The organism is Mucilaginibacter sp. NFR10, assembly GCF_900100445.1.
In the GTDB taxonomy this organism is placed as follows: domain Bacteria; phylum Bacteroidota; class Bacteroidia; order Sphingobacteriales; family Sphingobacteriaceae; genus Mucilaginibacter; species Mucilaginibacter rubeus.
Genome location: NZ_FMTV01000004.1, coordinates 1 through 17,270 on the forward strand (window position 1 = coordinate 1; position 17,270 = coordinate 17,270).

At 41.7% G+C, this 17,270-nt stretch carries 13 protein-coding genes; 5 read left to right on the plus strand and 8 right to left on the minus strand.

Annotated elements, in window-relative coordinates:
• The first annotated feature begins 920 nt into the window (after window positions 1-920).
• From BLP33_RS14375 to BLP33_RS14390, 4 genes are all read left to right on the plus strand, one after another.
• Window positions 921-1,847 (plus strand): outer membrane protein assembly factor BamD, encoded by a 927-nt coding sequence (locus tag BLP33_RS14375; protein WP_090529732.1) that lies wholly within the window; start codon window positions 921-923, stop codon window positions 1,845-1,847.
• 31 nt (window positions 1,848-1,878) lie between these two features.
• The gene (locus BLP33_RS14380; RefSeq protein WP_090529735.1) at window positions 1,879-2,211 is read left to right on the plus strand and encodes a DNA-directed RNA polymerase subunit omega; all 333 of its coding nucleotides are present in this window, start codon (window positions 1,879-1,881) and stop codon (window positions 2,209-2,211) included.
• Between the two features lie 121 nt (window positions 2,212-2,332).
• On the plus strand, window positions 2,333-3,535 hold the full coding sequence (coaBC, locus tag BLP33_RS14385; RefSeq protein WP_090529738.1) for a bifunctional phosphopantothenoylcysteine decarboxylase/phosphopantothenate--cysteine ligase CoaBC: 1,203 nt from the start codon (window positions 2,333-2,335) through the stop codon (window positions 3,533-3,535).
• Window positions 3,532-4,425: a type IX secretion system protein PorD gene (locus BLP33_RS14390; RefSeq protein ID WP_090529741.1), complete on the plus strand. Its 894-nt coding sequence runs from the start codon at window positions 3,532-3,534 to the stop codon at window positions 4,423-4,425. The genes coaBC and BLP33_RS14390 overlap by 4 nt, the downstream gene beginning before the upstream one ends.
• Window positions 4,426-4,768: 343 nt before the next feature.
• Here the strand turns inward: BLP33_RS14390 and BLP33_RS14395 are convergent, their stop codons facing one another.
• Window positions 4,769-5,296 carry an adenine phosphoribosyltransferase gene (locus BLP33_RS14395; RefSeq protein ID WP_090529744.1) on the minus strand — a complete coding sequence of 176 codons (528 nt, stop codon included), beginning with the start codon at window positions 5,294-5,296 and terminating at the stop codon, window positions 4,769-4,771.
• Window positions 5,293-6,162, minus strand: coding sequence for a ComEA family DNA-binding protein (locus tag BLP33_RS14400; RefSeq protein ID WP_090529747.1), 870 nt, complete (start codon window positions 6,160-6,162; stop codon window positions 5,293-5,295). Before BLP33_RS14400 ends, BLP33_RS14395 begins: the two co-directional genes overlap by 4 nt.
• 77 nt (window positions 6,163-6,239) lie before the next feature.
• On the opposite strand from BLP33_RS14400, the gene BLP33_RS14405 reads away from it, so the two are divergent.
• Window positions 6,240-7,994, plus strand: a complete 1,755-nt coding sequence (locus BLP33_RS14405; RefSeq protein WP_090529750.1) for a lysophospholipid acyltransferase family protein — start codon at window positions 6,240-6,242, stop codon at window positions 7,992-7,994.
• 150 nt (window positions 7,995-8,144) lie between these two features.
• Here the strand turns inward: BLP33_RS14405 and BLP33_RS14410 are convergent, their stop codons facing one another.
• The 6 genes from BLP33_RS14410 to pheT form a co-directional block, all read right to left on the minus strand.
• Window positions 8,145-11,456 (minus strand): TonB-dependent receptor, encoded by a 3,312-nt coding sequence (locus BLP33_RS14410; RefSeq protein WP_090529753.1) that lies wholly within the window; start codon window positions 11,454-11,456, stop codon window positions 8,145-8,147.
• A gap of 310 nt (window positions 11,457-11,766) precedes the next feature.
• Window positions 11,767-12,312: an Mpo1-like protein gene (locus BLP33_RS14415; protein ID WP_090529756.1), complete on the minus strand. Its 546-nt coding sequence runs from the start codon at window positions 12,310-12,312 to the stop codon at window positions 11,767-11,769.
• Between the two features lie 63 nt (window positions 12,313-12,375).
• Window positions 12,376-13,941 carry a ribonuclease Y gene (gene rny, locus BLP33_RS14420; protein WP_090529759.1) on the minus strand — a complete coding sequence of 522 codons (1,566 nt, stop codon included), beginning with the start codon at window positions 13,939-13,941 and terminating at the stop codon, window positions 12,376-12,378.
• 242 nt (window positions 13,942-14,183) lie between these two features.
• A complete protein-coding gene (locus BLP33_RS14425; RefSeq protein WP_090529762.1) occupies window positions 14,184-14,474 on the minus strand; it encodes a cell division protein ZapA in 291 nt (96 codons plus the stop codon).
• A gap of 21 nt (window positions 14,475-14,495) precedes the next feature.
• On the minus strand, window positions 14,496-14,786 hold the full coding sequence (locus BLP33_RS14430; RefSeq protein WP_090529765.1) for a hypothetical protein: 291 nt from the start codon (window positions 14,784-14,786) through the stop codon (window positions 14,496-14,498).
• Window positions 14,787-14,864: 78 nt separating this feature from the next.
• On the minus strand, window positions 14,865-17,264 hold the full coding sequence (gene pheT / locus BLP33_RS14435) for a phenylalanine--tRNA ligase subunit beta (RefSeq protein WP_090529768.1): 2,400 nt from the start codon (window positions 17,262-17,264) through the stop codon (window positions 14,865-14,867).
• Window positions 17,265-17,270 lie beyond the last annotated feature (6 nt).

A 17,270-nucleotide genomic window follows, 5' to 3' on the forward strand; every position in this document is an offset into this window, starting at 1 on the left:
TTCAGACCCGCTTTACTCCCCTCTTCTCCTCGTTTGCGGGCTGCAAAGGTGTGGATTTTTTTTCATTCCCACAAAAAGATTTTCAATCTTTTTTTTCCTTTACTTTTCTATCCTTTTAATGTACTAACCCGCTAACTCACTTCCTCGTTTGCGGGCTGCAAAGGTAGCCACTTTTACGCCTTCTCCAAATTATTTCTATCTATTTTCTTAAGGATTTCCTTAACATACTATACATCAGGCAAAAAAGTTTATACAAGCCTCGAAAACCAGCGTTAGGGATAGCAGCGGGTACCGGCCAACGAGCGTAATGCCTGCAGGCGTATGAGCGAATAGCCCGGCCGAAGGCAACGCCCAAATCTTATTTAATAGTAAAGCTGAAATCAAGCAACATTCACTACCACCAGCATGATGCTTAACCAAACTGCAGTTGTGTGCCGCCGGCGCACCAAAATATTTTTTTCGCTGCAAACCTTTTGCACCTCTGGTGCAGCCGGCCGATTCTTTAATTTATATACTTTTATTTTCTGTTATTTACTAAAGCTGGCCGTATCATCATCCAATGTCATTATCAAATTACTTAGAGAGATTTATAAGTAAAACCTTTTGTTCTGTATATGGCTTGGTGTCGCCATTTAATATTATTGAAACACGAAGCATTCGCAATCAATCTCACTGAATACATCATTAACATCGCCCAGACCATATAGCTTTCCGCTTAATGAAACTTTCAAAAACCGACCTTCATCATATAAGAAACAACCATTTTAATCCTATTAGTTTAGCAAGTACACCACATCAAAACCCGCAATAGTTAAAAGATGTTAAATACGCTTTATATATAGGCATCGAGCCAAAGCGTCGTTATATATTAGCAGCTAAATAAAAATTGATTGATTTATATTATTAACTATCTTTGCAGAATGTTTAAAAAGCAACTAACGTTATTAGCCAGTGTTTTAGCTATCGTAATTATTACGCTTGGCAGTTGTAAAAGCAAATACGAAAAGTTAAAAGCCAGTAACGATTACGCTAAAAAATACCAGGAAGCTATTAAGTACTATAATAAAAAGGACTATAACAAAGCTTTAGGTTTATTTGAGGTATTGGTGGAGCGATACCGTGGCCGTGAAGGGGCAGAAGACCTCTTTTATTACTACGCGTTTACGTATTACAAACAAAAAGATTATACATCGGCAAGATATCATTTTAAAACGTTCGCCGATACCTATCCTTCAAGCCCAAGGGCTGAGGAATGCCGCTTTTTCTCTGCTTATTGCTACTACCTTGATTCGCCGATATATTCGCTTGACCAGGACAATACGTTAAAAGCTATCGACGCTTTGCAGTTGTTTATTAACCTTTATCCCAAAAGCGACCGTGTAGCCGAGGCCAGCAAGCTGATCCAGAACCTGCGTGACAAACTGGAAACCAAAGCTTATGCCAACGCCAAACTTTATTTAACCATCAGCGATTATCAATCGGCAGTAATTGCGTTCAACAATGCACTGCGCGACTATCCTGATACCAAATATGGCGAAGAAATGGAATACCTTATTGTTAAAGCGCAATATCAGTATGCTTATCATAGCTTTGAAACCAAACAGGAAGACCGTTTTAACCAGGCTATAGCTTATGCCGACCAGTTTGCCGAAAAATATCCGAACAGTAAATACCTGCACGAAACTCAGGCATATGTAAAAGACAGCCAGCAGGGCATAAAACAGGCGCAGCGTTTAATTGCCGAAGCAATGAGCAATGAAAAAACCGCTAAGAAACTTTTAAAGAAAGATACTGTAACAACAACATCGCCATCTGAAAAAAATCAGCCGCAAAAAATACCATATTAATTAAGATATATTAAAGAGTTTAAATTAAGATATGACAGCTAACAACAGTAATAAACCAGCAGCAGCCAGCAGCACTGTAACCCGCGATTTACGCGAGCTGGATACCAAAACAGAGAACATCTATGAGTCGCTTGTGATTATGTCAAAAAGGGCAAACCAGATCTCAAACAACATTAAAGAAGAGCTTCACCAGAAACTTTCTGAATTTGCATCATCAAATGATAACCTTGAAGAAGTGTTTGAGAACCGTGAGCAAATTGAAATTTCAAAATACTACGAAAAATTGCCTAAACCGTCATTAGTTGCCGTTCAGGAATTTTTAGATGGTAAAGTATACTACCGTAACCCAACTAAAGAAGTTTAGTCTCCCGGCTCCTAAAAAAGCAGCTTCGGAAATTTATTTATATCGTGAAAAACTCCCCTATCGGGAGTTTTTTCTATTTTAGCCTATATTTATCCTTTCGCCTATTGGCGGATCTGAGCTTATGCTTAAAGACAAAAACATTGTTTTAGGAGTTTGCGGCAGTATTGCAGCCTACAAATCGGCACTGCTGGTTAGGCTGCTGGTTAAAGCAGGCGCTAACGTTAAAGTGGTGATGACTGCCGATGCCGCCAACTTTATTACACCGCTTACACTCTCAACGCTTTCAAAAAACCCGGCGCTGGTTGATTATTTTAAGGCTGATACCGGCGAATGGAACAACCATGTTGAACTTGGGCTTTGGGCTGATATGATGGTTATTGCCCCCGCCACGGCCAACACCCTTGCTAAAATGGCTAACGGCCTTTGCGATAACCTGCTTAGCGCGGTATATCTTTCGGCCAAGTGCCCTGTTTATTTTGCTCCGGCTATGGACCTGGATATGTGGCTGCACCCGGCGACCCGCCAAAACGTAAGCAGGCTGCAATCATTTGATAACATCATGATTCCGCCCGGTAACGGCGAACTTGCCAGCGGTTTGCATGGTGAAGGCCGGATGGCCGAACCTGAAGAAATTGTTGCTTTCCTGGAAGCTGAATCAAAAAAAAAACTCCGTTTAGCCGGTCATAAAATACTAGTAACCGCCGGGCCAACTTATGAAGCTATAGACCCTGTACGGTTTATCGGCAACCATTCGTCGGGCAAAATGGGGTTTGCTATCGCAGATGAACTGGCCTTGATGGGGGCCGAAGTTACTTTAGTGACCGGTCCTACTGCGCAAATCAGCAAGCAGCAAAATATAAAACGGGTTAATGTTATTTCGGCGGCACAAATGTTAGAGGCCTGCTTAACCGCTTATGGCGATGCGAAGGCTTGCATTATGAGCGCTGCCGTTGCCGATTATACCCCGGCTGATGTTGCCACTCAAAAGATCAAGAAAAGAGACGACGATCTCCGCATAGAATTGAAGAAAACCACTGATATATTAAAAACTCTTGGCGAGGCTAAGCGCGAAGGACAAATATTGGTTGGTTTTGCTTTGGAAACCAACGATGAGGAAATGAACGCGATAACCAAGCTGCAAAAGAAAAATCTCGACTTTATTGTACTAAATTCGCTCAATGACGCGGGTGCCGGTTTTGCAGGCGATACCAATAAAATAACCATTATTGATCGTGAGCTTAAGAAAACTACTTTCGACCTGAAAAGCAAGGAAGCGGTAGCCCGCGATATTTGCAATAGAGTTGCCCAACTGATAAACGGATGAAAAAATTGCTGCTTTGTACTTTGCTGATGTTTCTTTGCTGCCGAACTGTAGCCCAGGACCTGAATGCACGTATACAAGTGTTATCGCCCAAGATACAGGTTGCGAATAAGCGCGTTTTTCAAACGTTGGAAACTGCCATGAAGGATTTCCTGAACGGCCGCAAATGGAGTGCTGATCCAATTTTGCCGCAGGAGAGAATAGATTGCAATTTTGTGCTGAACATTACCAACTGGGATGGCAGCAGTAATTTTACCGGCGAACTGCAGGTACAATCATCCCGGCCGGTTTATGGCACATCATACACCTCCACCCTGTTAAATCTTAATGATAAAGATATTAGCTTTAGTTATACCGAGGGTCAGACCATTGACTATACCGATCAAAATTTTCAGGGAAATTTAAGTTCGATCATGGCTTTTTACGCCAACATTATTATCGGCCTTGATTATGACACGTTTTCAAAGTTTGGAGGCACGCCATATTTTTTAGCTGCACAGACCATCGTAACCAATGCGCAAACATCATCATACGGTGGCTGGAAAGCCTTTGATGGCAATGTAAACCGTTACTGGTTATCCGAAAACCTGAATAATAAACTATATAATCCGCTGCGCAGCTTTTTGTATGATTATCACCGCAACGGCCTCGATCTGATGGCCGATAATGTGAGCAAAGGTCGCAAAGCTATTGATGCCCTGCTACCTTTACTACAGCAAATAGACCGGCAACGTGTGGGCGCGATGCTTCCGCTTATATTTTACACAGCAAAAAGTGATGAACTGGTTTCCATTTATAGCAAGGCCGATAACCAGGAACGGTTAACCGCCATGAACCTATTTTTAAAGCTCGACCCTGCGAATGGGAATAAATATCAAACGTTGCAGAAATAATCCTTACTGTTAGTTTGAAAACAAATAAAGAAGTTGAGGAACGGCAAAGTAATCCCTACTTACAAGAGCAGGCTTTTTAGTTTGGCTTATTGATAATTACAATTTGTAAGTCACTGATTATTGAGCGTGTTATTTCGATTGACTTTATAACATGGGCGTTGCCTGCGGCCCGGGCTTTCCGTTGCAAGTCCTCCCGTTCCCATTGCAAAAGCCTCCGCGCACTGCGGGCTTTTCACTGCAATCTAACGCGCCCCCGCACAGGCCCGCAACTGTAAGCAGGACAATCGTTGTCCATGCCCTCCGACAAAGAATCAACAAAATGGATACCCCATTTTGTTACGGCTTAATAATCCGCCAGCACTATCAGCTTATCACAAATAGGCGTAATCCTTTCTTTACCATTCAAAAAACCAAGCCCCACTACAAAGGAAAAACCGGCAACTATACCGCCCATTTCCTTGATAAGCTCGCTGGCCGCAGTTACTGTACCACCGGTAGCCAGCAAATCGTCATGAAGTAATATATGTTGACCGGGTTCAAAGGCATCGGTATGCAGCTCGATGGTGGCGGTGCCGTACTCCAGCTTATAAGCTTTTTGTTTTATAGTGAAAGGCAGCTTACCTGCTTTGCGCACGGGTACAAACGGCACCCCTAATTTGGTTGCAAGCGTAAGCCCAAACAGGAAGCCCCTGCTTTCGATACCGGCCACCGCATCAATTCGGGTTCCCTGCAATTGTTCAACAAAAGCATCGATGATGCCTTCGCATAATCCGGGGTCTTTCAGTATGGGCGTGATATCTTTAAAAACAATTCCCGGTTTCGGGAAATCGGGAATATCCCTTATGGCTGCTTTAATTTGCTGGGCTATCATTTGAAAACTAAATAAGGCCCAATTTTACGCAAAATTCCGTCATTAAGTATTGCAATATTTTTCAGGTCGTTCAGGGCACTATAGTTACCGTGCTCATCGCGATAAGCTACAATAGCATCCATTTGTTTGTAACTGAGATAGGGAAAGCGCTTAAGCTCATTAAAAGTAGCTGTGTTAATATTCACTTTAATAACATGCCTACCATCAACAGCAATATCAGCCTTGATCTGGTTATACTTTTGTTCGTCGATGCCATAAACCTCTTTTAACTGTTCCTTATTATAAAAGCCGCCAACCCGTTCGCGATAATGTACGATACGCCGGGCAAATGCAGGGCCAATCCCATGGATCATGGTAAGCCTCGCCGAGTCGGCGGTATTAATTTCTATTGCTTCTCCCGGTTTAACTTTTTTTGTGTGATAAGCAGCCCCATCGGGCAGGTTAATATACGGTTCAAGGATTTTATATTCTGCCGGGCTAACGCTGTACATTTTCTGCACATCGCCTTTGGTATAAAATCGTCCGCCGTTTTGCTCGTAATGTTTAATTACCTCTGCCTGATGTTCAGTAAGGCCAAGCTTTATCCAACCTGCAAGAGGTAAGTTATTGGGATTAAATTTAAAGAGTGCAGCAGGACGGACATTGCGACTACCCGCAGAAGCTTCATCTCTTGCCGGGAGATATTCCGTTTTATCGGAATCGGTTATCGCTTTATCAAAAGCCTTAAAATTTATTATATTATCTTTGCGGTTTGCCTGAAACATATAGGGGGCCAGCAAAACTATTGCAATTAAAATAATCAACACTACCATTCCGTTCCACTCTTTTTTTGTGACAGACAGGTAGTTTTTAATTTGCGGCCTCATTTATGATATGTTCCAGGCGTTAAATTAAATAAAAATTTAGGATATTTATTTGTTAAAACATACTGCTATAAAAAACAATGAAAGTTATAACCACCGAAGAGTTTGCCAAAGCCACCAAACTGGATAAGTTGAAAATGCCGGGCCTGGCCGCTTTATTGATGGAGCTAATGAAAATAAACCAGGTTAATGACCTGTTTGCCCAGGCACAGCCCAAGCAAGGCCCCGACTTTGTTGATGCCATATTAGAAGGTTGTGGTATTGATGTTGAGTTTGATGAGCGTGAGCTCCGCAACATACCTAAAGACGGAGCCTTTATAGCTATTGCCAATCACCCTTACGGAGGTATTGAGGGTATGGTGTTATTAAAAGTCCTGTGCATGGCCCGCCCCGATTCAAAGCTGATGGCCAACTTCCTGCTTAAAAAAATCCCCAACCTTGCCGACTATTTTATAGCGGTAAACCCTTTTGAAAATGTTGAACATTCATCAAGCATAAGCGGCCTAAAAAACACCCTTGAGCTGTTAAACCAAGGCACCCCGATAGGTATTTTCCCGGCCGGCGAGGTATCAACCTTTAAGGTAGAACAAAAACAGGTGACCGACCGTATGTGGCACCCGGTTGTAGGTAAGATCATTGCCAAAGCCAAAGTCCCGGTGGTGCCTATTTATTTCCACGGCAATAATGGCCTGTTATTTAACTTTCTTAGCTTGCTGCACCCTACCCTGCGTACGGCAAAATTACCGTCAGAGTTATTTAACAAACATGGGCATACTATTAAGCTGCGCATTGGGAAACCCATTAATGTGACCGATATCCCCGACTATACCAACAGTGCCAAACTGCTCAACTTTTTACGCGCCCGTACCTATGCTTTAGGCACAGGCTTGGAAGAGGAAAAAAAGATCTTCAACCCGCGAAACCTGTTTAAAATTAAACGCGAAGCCGAAGAGGTTTCTCCTGAAATAGATAGCGCCATTCTTGAGAAAGAAATTGAACCGCTGCGCGAAACCTATAAAGTTTGGACTGAGAAGAACTACGAGGTGTTCATCGTTCCGACGTCAACCATCCCTAATGTGATACGGGAAATAGGCAGGCTACGCGAGATCACTTTCCGCGAGGTTGGTGAAGGTACAAACAAAGCTATCGACCTTGATGAATATGATATTTATTATCATCACCTGTTCATCTGGGATTTTGAAGCCAAACGGATTGTAGGCGCTTACCGCATTGGTTTGGGCGACGAGATATTTTACAGCGTAGGCAAAAAGGGCTTTTACGTAAATGAGCTGTTTAAACTTAAAACCCAGTTTATACCAGTGTTACGCCGCAGCCTTGAACTGGGCCGCTCATGGATCCGCAAAGAATACCAGACTAAACCGCTTCCGCTGTTTTTACTTTGGAAAGGCATCCTTAAATTCCTGATAGATAACCCCAGGTACCGCTACCTGATAGGCCCGGTAAGTATCAGTAACTCCTTTTCTAAGTTTTCCAAATCGCTTATTGTCGATTATATTAACCGGAACCACTTTGACCATGAAATGGCGCAGTATGTTAAACCACGCAAAAAATTCAAGGTTGATTTTGCCAAAATTGATACCGACCTGCTTATGGCCGGTGAAGACAGCTTTAAAGGTCTCGACAACCTGATATCGGAAGTAGAAACCCGCAATATGAAAGTACCTGTACTGCTCCGTCAATACATTGCCCTTAACGCTAAGATCATCAGCTTCAACATCGACCCTAAATTTGCCGACTGCCTTGACGGTTTCCTGGTACTCGATCTTGAAAAAGTACCGCAGGATATACTGGATAAATTGGGGAAAAACTTGTAACTGCAATTTTAAAAGTTATAAAGCAAATGCGGGGCATTTATGATATGCCTCGCATTTTTGCTAATAGCTAATTTCTATTAAACAACAAAGCGCCCCCAATGATATCGGAGGCGCTTTGTTGTTTACTCTTAACTATATTTTGTTTTACGATTACCAGCTGTAACGTACTCCAAATTGCATTTGCCAGCGTGAAGCGAACAAATCAACTGAGTATGGTACTCCTGGATCCTTAAATACATATTTAGGATAAGTTGTAGGAGCATTTTCAAATGAAGGAGTTCCACCTTTTGCAGGTGTTAAACCAACACTTGACGTTGAATTATATGTATTAGCCGAGAAATAATATTGTCCCCATTTCTTATTTAACAGGTTGGTCAAATTGATTACGTCATAAGTAAACGTGATCATTTGTTTGTGTTTGCCACCAAATTTAAAGTCTTGAGTAAAGCGGAAATCCAACTGGTTATTCCAAGGTGTAAACGCGGCATTACGCTCGGTAAAGTTACCGCGGCGAGATGACAAATAAGAGTTTTTGTCAATAAATGCATCAAATGCTGCTGCTTGTTGTGCGGCTGTTTGACCACCTACTATATCAGAGAAGAAATTCACTGTTTCGCCATGCTTAGGGATATAAGCTAAGCTAACTTGCTGGCCAGTTCCATCGATAGCACTTGGATAGAAACCATAAGTATATGGATTACCAGATTGTGCGCTAAAGAAAAACGTAAAGTTTGCAGTATATTTTTGAGCCGCATCCCAATCATGTTTAAAATTCAAGTTTGATACGATACGGTGACGAATATCAAAGTTTGAATTGGCTATACCCGGGTTGTTTGGATTTAAAGCCTGGTTTAATTGCCAGTTTGATTCCATTGAGTTACGGATACCATTGGTAACATCTTTTGAGTGGCCAAAAGTATAAGCAACAGACACGTTCAAAGCACTGGTTGGGCTAAATTGCGTGTTTTTAGCTATCTGTGCGGTTAAGCTGTAACGGTAGCCTTCGCTTGTATTTGATAATAGGTAAGCATTGGTATATGCCGTATTGATCTTACCTTTATTAAGGGCAGTGGCTGTATTATTAAATATGGGCTGTTGTTTTTGTGTATCGTATACGTAATAAGTTACCTGATCAAGCGTGTTTACCTGTTGAAATTTCAAGTCGTGAATAACTTTAGTATAAATACCTTCGCCGGTAAATTTCCACTGATCATCAGTAGTATAATCAACAGCCAAACTGCTTCTCCAAACTTGTGGCATTTTAAAGTTATTGTCGATCATATCAACTTGCGTTGCACCTGAAGCGGAGGTATTTACAGCAGGTACTTGCTTGTTAACATAATTCAGTTCGCCATTAGCAGCAGTTTGTACTGGGTTGGTACCTGGTGTTTGGCCTGAAATACCAGAACTTGGAGCTTTTACGTCATAAGCTCCATACGTTCTGCCGTTGTTATAAAATGCGTAACCAAACCATGCAAATGGAACACGACCAGTGAAGAAACCACTACCGCCACGTAAAACAACGCTTTGATCGCCGTTTAGGTCATAGTTAAATGAGACACGTGGGTTCCACTCTATATTACCCAGATAATTCTGTTTAATATCTTTCGGTTTGGTATAAGTATAAGTGTTACCGTAGTTAGGATCAACCGGTGCGTTGGTTGTTTTATCGCTTAACGGTTGTTTGTTAGGCACACCTGCATAGTCGGCTCGTAAAGCTACCGTTAACTTTAAGTTATCTGTTAACTGAATTTCATCCTGTCCATACAAACTCATTAGGTTAACTTTAAATTGAGCAGAAGGATTAGCCAGGATATAATCGCGGGTATTATTGGTGTAATTAAAGTTGGTACGTACTCGGCTGGGGTTATTGGCGATAAAATCTTCAATACTGCTATAAGCTACCCTACCGTTCCATGAGTTTACGAAATTATAGGTGATATTATAAAACTCGTTGTGTGTACCAAAAGTAAAAGTGTGTTTGCCTTTTGTCCAGGTTAGGTTATCAGTGAACTCAGCTGTTTTCTGGTGCATGTCAAAAATAGCGGCCTCACGGTCAGTACCCATGAAAATAGTTGTACCAGGAGTACGGCCTGTGATTTCGATCTGTGGTAAAGACGGATCTGAATTAGGATCGCGGTAGTCATGCACATTTGAATAACCTAATACCAGGCTATTGCTTAGGCTACTGTTGAACCTTGATTTTAACTCAGCAACAGTTGAAGTTGAGTTATTGTGCGAAGTGTAATCAATACCGCTGAAACGGAAGTTTTGCTGATCACGCTCTAAGTTAGTAGCTTTTGAGCTGATGGTATTGTTACGGATAGTTAACTGGTTGTGGTCATCGATGTTCCAATCCAAACGGTTAAAGAATTTGTTTGAGTTAGAGAAAATCGTGGTATTGTTATATGTACCCGGATCCAAACCGCCTGTAAATGATTTAAAAGCGGTAACCAATTTATCGCCATCAGCCTGACTTAGTATATTAGACGCCCCGTTGTGGTCAAGGCCTCTGATAACAGGATCTTGCCTGCGGGCGATCTCCTCATTGGTAAAGAAGAATAATTTATTCTTAATGATAGGGAAACCTAAACGAATACCGGCCTGGTAATCATGAAAATCATTAAGCTTTGAACCATCACCGCCAGAAGCAGTTGCTGCGTTGTTTGGCCCCACCATGAACGAGCCACGGCCGTAACCGTAAACCGCGCCGCTGAAGTTATTTGTACCGCTGCGGGTTACGGCGTTGATACTACCACCTAATACGTTACCGATTTTGATATCGTAAGGGGCAACATAAACCTGGATATCCTGGATAGCATCAAGGGAAATAGGACTTGTACGGGTACTGCTGCCTACCTGGCCTGACGCATTGTTCTGACCACCTAATGATGGGCTGAAACCGATCGCGTCGTTATTGATAGCACCGTCAAGTGTTACGTTGTTATAACGGTAGTTGGTACCCTGGAATGAGTTATTGTTACTTTGAGGGGTATTCCTGGTTAAATCCTGCAAGCTGCGGTTAATTGAGGGAGCAGTACGGATCTGGTTTTGACCAATGCGGGTACTTGCACCTGTTTTAGCCGGACCAGCAGATGCTTTTACTTTAACTTCCTGCAGGGTTGTAGTTGCATCCTGCAATACAAAGTTTAAAGTAGCATTACCTAACTGAAGGGTAAGATCGCTTTTTTCGTCTTTTTTATAACCGATAAAAGTAGCGGTTACCGTGTAAGGGCCACCCGGGTTAATGTTATTAACCGAGAAACGGCCCTCGCCGTTGGTTTGTGCACCATACCTGGTACCTGTGCTGGTATTAAGTACAGTAATGGTTACACCCGGAAGAGTGGTACCTTTTTGATCTGTAACTTTACCGGTAAGTACCGAGGTGGTGATCTGAGCGTCTGCAACGCTCCCAACCCCAATAATTATTAGTGTTAAAATAATAAAGTAGAGCTTTTTCATTTGTGAATTTTTATTGCACAAAATTGCCCTACCAATGTTAATTCTACATTAACATCAGATTATTATATTAACAACTACTTAATGATTTCTTCTTTACCTGACACAGACGCCCGAAAACTAATCTAAAAATGCTGATTATCAATAAAATAAAAAAACTAATGCGCCGAAATATTAAGTTTTTATTTATCCACTATCGGGGATAAATTACACAATTATGTTCGTCACAGCTAAAAAATGTCCCTATTATATAGTATTTAAAGGGCAACGGTAATGAGCATTTTAACAAATACTTAATACGTAAATACCAAAATCAACTTTTGATTCTCAATTTATTAAGCAATTGGTTCAGCAAGTAAGCAGGCGCTACGGCTAATGATTTAATGTTGAGTCCGTTTGCTGCAAACTGCGGCTCACGGCTATTGCCGATAAGTAACGCGCTTGCAGAGGGAATAAACGCAGAAACACATAATAGCCACATAACGGGCCCTCCCGCTTGCTGCCACGCTACAAGTTCCATTATACCGTAACTAAACCCTAATAAAATAAATAAGATGAAGTAAGATATAATTGGCGATAGCTTTAAATAGAAGTAGATGGCAATAGCTATAACAAAGGAAGCCCAGTTAAAATAGCCATTATATGTTCCTAAAAAGCCTAAATGAGGAAAAGGAATAGCCCAGATCAATCCAAAGAGGCTAAATGCCAATGTTGGGATACAGACATAGTGTATGATTTTGTTAACCCTATCCTGGTGAGCTTCTTCATATTCCCTGAAATAACGATCAACAGGGCGTTCATCAATATTTGCAGTAGTTTTAACTGCTGCCTTCTGTTTGGTATTTGCTTTTGCTGCCACGTTGTAAAAATAAAAACCCCTTCGGTTTTGTGCCGAAAGGGTTTCGTTTAATTTTTATAATGATTACTTGGCAAATGCTACCGAACGAGTTTCCCTGATAACGGTAACTTTAATTTGACCAGGATAAGTCATTTCTGTCTGGATCCGGTTTGAAATATCAGCAGCCAAAACTTCTGATTGCGCGTCGCTGATCTTTTCGCTCTCTACCACAACACGTAACTCACGGCCGGCCTGTATAGCGAACGTTTTTTCGACACCCGGATATGATAATGCCAGCTCTTCCAGTTCTTTCAAACGTTTAATGTAGCTTTCAACAACCTCGCGGCGTGCACCAGGACGTGCGCCTGATATAGCATCACAAGCCTGGATTATCGGCGATAACATTGAGGTCATCTCAATTTCATCATGATGGGCACCTATAGCATTGCAAACTTCAGGGTGTTCTTTATATTTTTCAGCCAATTGCATACCCAAAATAGCGTGCGGCAGTTCAGGATTATCATCAGGTACTTTACCAATATCATGAAGTAAGCCCGCACGTTTCGCCATTTTAACGTTCAAGCCAAGTTCGGCAGCCATGGTAGCACAGAAGTTGGCAACCTCACGTGAGTGCTGTAACAGGTTTTGCCCGTAAGATGAACGATAACGCATACGGCCAACCATCCGGATCAGTTCAGGGTGTAAACCATGAATGCCCAAATCAATTACAGTACGCTCACCTATCTCGACAATTTCTTCTTCTATTTGCTTTTTGGTTTTGGCAACTACCTCTTCAATACGTGCCGGGTGGATACGGCCATCAGTAACCAAACGGTGCATAGCCAAACGGGCAATTTCGCGCCTTACCGGATCAAAACCCGAAAGGATAATAGCCTCGGGGGTATCATCAACAATGATTTCGATACCTGTTGCGGCTTCCAGTGCACGGATATTACGCCCTTCACGGCCAATGATACGGCCCTTGATCTCATCATTTTCAATATTGAAAATAGACACTGTATTCTCAATCGCACTTTCGGTAGCAGTACGCTGGATAGTTTGGATCACTATTTTCTTTGCCTCTTTGGTAGCGGTAAGCTTAGCCTCGTCAACAATATCCTTGATCTGGATCATCGCTTTGGTACGGGCTTCCTCGCGCAGGGTATCAACCAATTGGTTTTTGGCATCTTCGGCCGATAGGCCGGCAATGGTTTCCAACTGTTGAATGTGCTGGTTTTTAAGGTGCTCTACCTCGTCTTGCTTTTTAACAACTATTTCGGTTTGTTTTTCAAGATTTTTGCGGGTGTTATCAAGTTCGCTCTCCTTGCGGTTAACATTTTCCAGGCGCTGATTTAATGATTGCTCTTTTTGTTTAACACTATTTTCGCGCTGATTTACCGCATTGTTTTTATTATTTACTTCCTGCTCATGCTCAGCTTTCATTTGTAAAAACTTCTCTTTAGCTTCAAGCAATTTGTTTTTTTTCAGGATCTCGGCATTGTTTTCAGCGTCTTTTAAGATCTTTTTCACTTTATTCTGAGCCGATGTTTCCTGGTCTTTAAAAAGCTTTAATAATAGGAAGCGACCTATGAGCACGCCAATGATGGCGCCTGCCAGCAGGCCGATGATGACGTATAGTAATATGTCCATTTTAGGTTTGGTGGTGTTATATATGTATGTAAATAAAAAAACCGCAACTAATTTTTAAGTATCATGTATTTAAAACCTCATTCCGGATATTGGGGACCATGGGTTGGTTAACGTTAATCGCAACTAACGCATGCCTCTTGATCCGCTTAATATTGAAGCGTTAAGTTTTTAATAGTGAAACCTAAAATTTAACTGCGGTTAAATCTTAATGTGCTCTTGTATATTTATGTAAAGAACGTTTATTACTTCGAAAAAAATTCGGTCAACAAATGATCTAAATGATAAACTTTTTCAGTCACCTCTGTATCCTCAACGGTAACTTTCTTTTCTGCCTTCAATGATGACGTTGCGTAATGCAGCACACACATTGAAAGTAAATCCTGCTTATCCCTAACCGCATAATTTTCCTGATATTCTTTTATCCGGTCGTTGATCAGCTTAGCCGCCCTGCGTATTATTTCTTCTTCCTCCATGTTAACCTTTAAGGGGTAAACACGGTCAGCAATATTTATTTTTATTGAGATTTCTCCCATTTGAGCTTTTCACTTTTTGTACTATTTTTTCAATAATACAATACACTTATCTATTTCTTGCACAAAGTCGTTAATTTTTTGCTTAATGTCAACACTTTTTTCATTTGTTTCAGAAAAAGACTTGGCAACTTTAACAACTTTTAATTTTTCTTCCAGTTCTTTTGTCTTGGCCTTACTGGCGTTCAGAGCTACCGTAAGTGCCTCACTTTCCAGTTTTAAAAGGTCATTTTCCTCCTGCAAAGCAGCGCACAGTTCAATCAGGCGCTCGGTTTTATCTACAATTTTATTTAACTGCTCTGCTAATGAGGCCATGTTTGGTTATTGGTTGATTAAGTTGATTGAGTGAATGGTTAAACTACCAGATCAACCACTCACCCAATCAACCATTCACTATTTTCTAATTTCTGCTCCGGCTTCTTTTCCTAAATTATAAATTAATTTCTGCATAATAGAATCAATTGCCTTATCTGTTAACGTTTTTTCCAGATCCTGGATGATAAAACTCAAAGCATATGATTTTTTACCTGCAGGCAGCTTATCACCCTGGTAAACATCAAACACATCAACTTCCTTCAGCAATTTACGCTCGGTACGCTGGGCAATTTGCTTTAACTGGCCAAATGATACGCTTTGGTCTATTAACATAGAAAGATCGCGCCTAACAGCCGGAAATTTTGAAACCTCCTGGTAAACGATCTTATTCTTACGGATAGCTGCCAGCACAAGGTCGAAATTAAAATCAGCATAAAATACCTTTTTGTCAACATCCGCCTTTTTTAAAGAAGCTGCAGCTACCGACCCAAATTTCACCAATTGCTTACCATTTAACATGTATTGAATGCCAAACGACATTTTTTTACACGTTGCATCCTCAACTGTAAAGTTGCTGATGCCCAGGCGCTGCAAAACACCATCAACCACAGCCTTGATATTATAGAATGATACCGGTTTTGATTTCTGGTTCCATTGCTCGGCAGTATTAGCACCGGTGATCAAAATACTGAAACGCTGGGTTTCGGTGTACTTATCATCTTTAACACTGTACACCTTTCCAAACTCGTAAAATTTCAAATCTGAGCTACGGCGATTCTGATTATAGGCTATAGCTTCCAAACCAGAATACAGCAGGGTTTGACGCATTACATCCAGATCGCTGCTCAGTGGGTTCAGAATCTTAACGGCAGTATCCAGGTTATCCGAATAGGCAGATTTTGTAAGTGAGTTAGCCAGGATCTCGTTAAAACCATTCGCGCTCAGCAAATCAGATAACTGGTTTTGAACGGTATCTTTCTCCGGACGAATGGAGTTATTTAGGGATGCCCTGATCTGTGTAGGGATCTCGATGTTGTTATAACCATAGATCCTCAGGATCTCTTCAACCACATCCACATCGCGGGTAACATCCACACGATATGGAGGCACTTGTAACGATAATGAATCCGCAGTTTCATTCACTATCTTGATATCAAGTGCCGTGATAATACCTTTGATCTCATCATGGCCAATCTTTTTACCAATCAGCTTATCAATGGTATTGTAGGTGATTTCCACAGCAAAGGGAGCAACCGGTGCTGGGTAATGATCGGAGATTTCTGACGATATCTCACCACCTGCCACCTGCTGAATCAACAATGCAGCACGTTTCAATGCAAAAACGGTCATGTCCGGATCGGTACCACGCTCAAACCTGAATGAAGCATCGGTTTTTAAACCATGCCTTTTTGAAGTTTTACGAACAGATACAGAATTGAAATAGGCACTCTCCAGGAAGATATTTTTGGTTGATTCTTTAACACCTGATTTAGCACCGCCAAATACACCTGCTATGCACATTGGCTCTTCGGCATTGCCAATCATCAGGTCATCGGCAGATAGTTTCCTGTCAACATCATCCAAAGTTTTAAATATAGTGCCTTCAGCATAGTTTTTCACCAACACTTTACCGCCGGTTATTTCATCGGCATCAAAAGCATGTAAGGGCTGACCAAGCTCATGCAGTACATAGTTGGTAACATCCACAATGTTATTGATAGCACGGATGCCAATAACAGCCAAACGCTCCTTTAACCATTGTGGCGACTCTTTAACCTCAACACCGCTGATGGTTAAGCCAGAATAGCGCGGTGAAGCTTGCTCGTTCTCCACTACAACCTTTATAGTACGGCTTGTATTATCAACTTTAAACGCACTTACATCGGGCTTATTGATACCAATTTTCAGGAAAGCGGCAATATCCCTTGCAGTACCTAAATGCGAAGCCGCATCGGCACGGTTAGGGGTTAAGCCTATCTCGTACATGTAATCGTCGTTCAGCTTAAAGTATTCTTTAGCAGGAGTACCTACAGGAGCATCATCCGGCAATAGCATAATACCGGCATGACTGGTTCCTAAACCTATCTCATCCTCGGCACAGATCATCCCGTGAGATTCTTCGCCCCTGATCTTTGATTTTTTGATGGCAAAAGGTTCTCCGCTGGTTGGATAAACTGTAGAGCCAACCACCGCCACTACTACTTTTTGCCCGGCGGCTACGTTAGCAGCACCGCAAACAATCTGCAGGTCTTCTGCCCCGCCTATATCAACTTTGGTAACATGCAGGTGATCAGAATTGGCATGATCAACACACTCTTTCACATAGCCGATTACCAGGCCTTCCAGTCCGCCGGGAACAGCCTGTACCTTTTCCAGGCTTTCAACTTCCAAACCGGTACCGGTAAGGATGATGGAAATTTCCTGGGGCGTTTTATCAGTATCAATAAATTCTTTAAGCCAGTTATAAGATATTTTCATTATTCC

What these genes read in the sequence shown, in the direction of transcription:
- BLP33_RS14375 (WP_090529732.1), top strand. Translation starts at nt 921, where the DNA reads ATGTTTAAAAAGCAACTAACGTTATTAGCCAGTGTTTTAGCTATCGTA.
- BLP33_RS14380 (WP_090529735.1), top strand. Translation starts at nt 1,879, where the DNA reads ATGACAGCTAACAACAGTAATAAACCAGCAGCAGCCAGCAGCACTGTA.
- coaBC (WP_090529738.1), top strand. Translation starts at nt 2,333, where the DNA reads ATGCTTAAAGACAAAAACATTGTTTTAGGAGTTTGCGGCAGTATTGCA.
- BLP33_RS14390 (WP_090529741.1), top strand. Translation starts at nt 3,532, where the DNA reads ATGAAAAAATTGCTGCTTTGTACTTTGCTGATGTTTCTTTGCTGCCGA.
- BLP33_RS14395 (WP_090529744.1), bottom strand. Translation starts at nt 5,296, where the DNA reads ATGATAGCCCAGCAAATTAAAGCAGCCATAAGGGATATTCCCGATTTC.
- BLP33_RS14400 (WP_090529747.1), bottom strand. Translation starts at nt 6,162, where the DNA reads ATGAGGCCGCAAATTAAAAACTACCTGTCTGTCACAAAAAAAGAGTGG.
- BLP33_RS14405 (WP_090529750.1), top strand. Translation starts at nt 6,240, where the DNA reads ATGAAAGTTATAACCACCGAAGAGTTTGCCAAAGCCACCAAACTGGAT.
- BLP33_RS14410 (WP_090529753.1), bottom strand. Translation starts at nt 11,456, where the DNA reads ATGAAAAAGCTCTACTTTATTATTTTAACACTAATAATTATTGGGGTT.
- rny (WP_090529759.1), bottom strand. Translation starts at nt 13,941, where the DNA reads ATGGACATATTACTATACGTCATCATCGGCCTGCTGGCAGGCGCCATC.
- BLP33_RS14425 (WP_090529762.1), bottom strand. Translation starts at nt 14,474, where the DNA reads ATGGGAGAAATCTCAATAAAAATAAATATTGCTGACCGTGTTTACCCC.
- BLP33_RS14430 (WP_090529765.1), bottom strand. Translation starts at nt 14,786, where the DNA reads ATGGCCTCATTAGCAGAGCAGTTAAATAAAATTGTAGATAAAACCGAG.
- pheT (WP_090529768.1), bottom strand. Translation starts at nt 17,264, where the DNA reads ATGAAAATATCTTATAACTGGCTTAAAGAATTTATTGATACTGATAAA.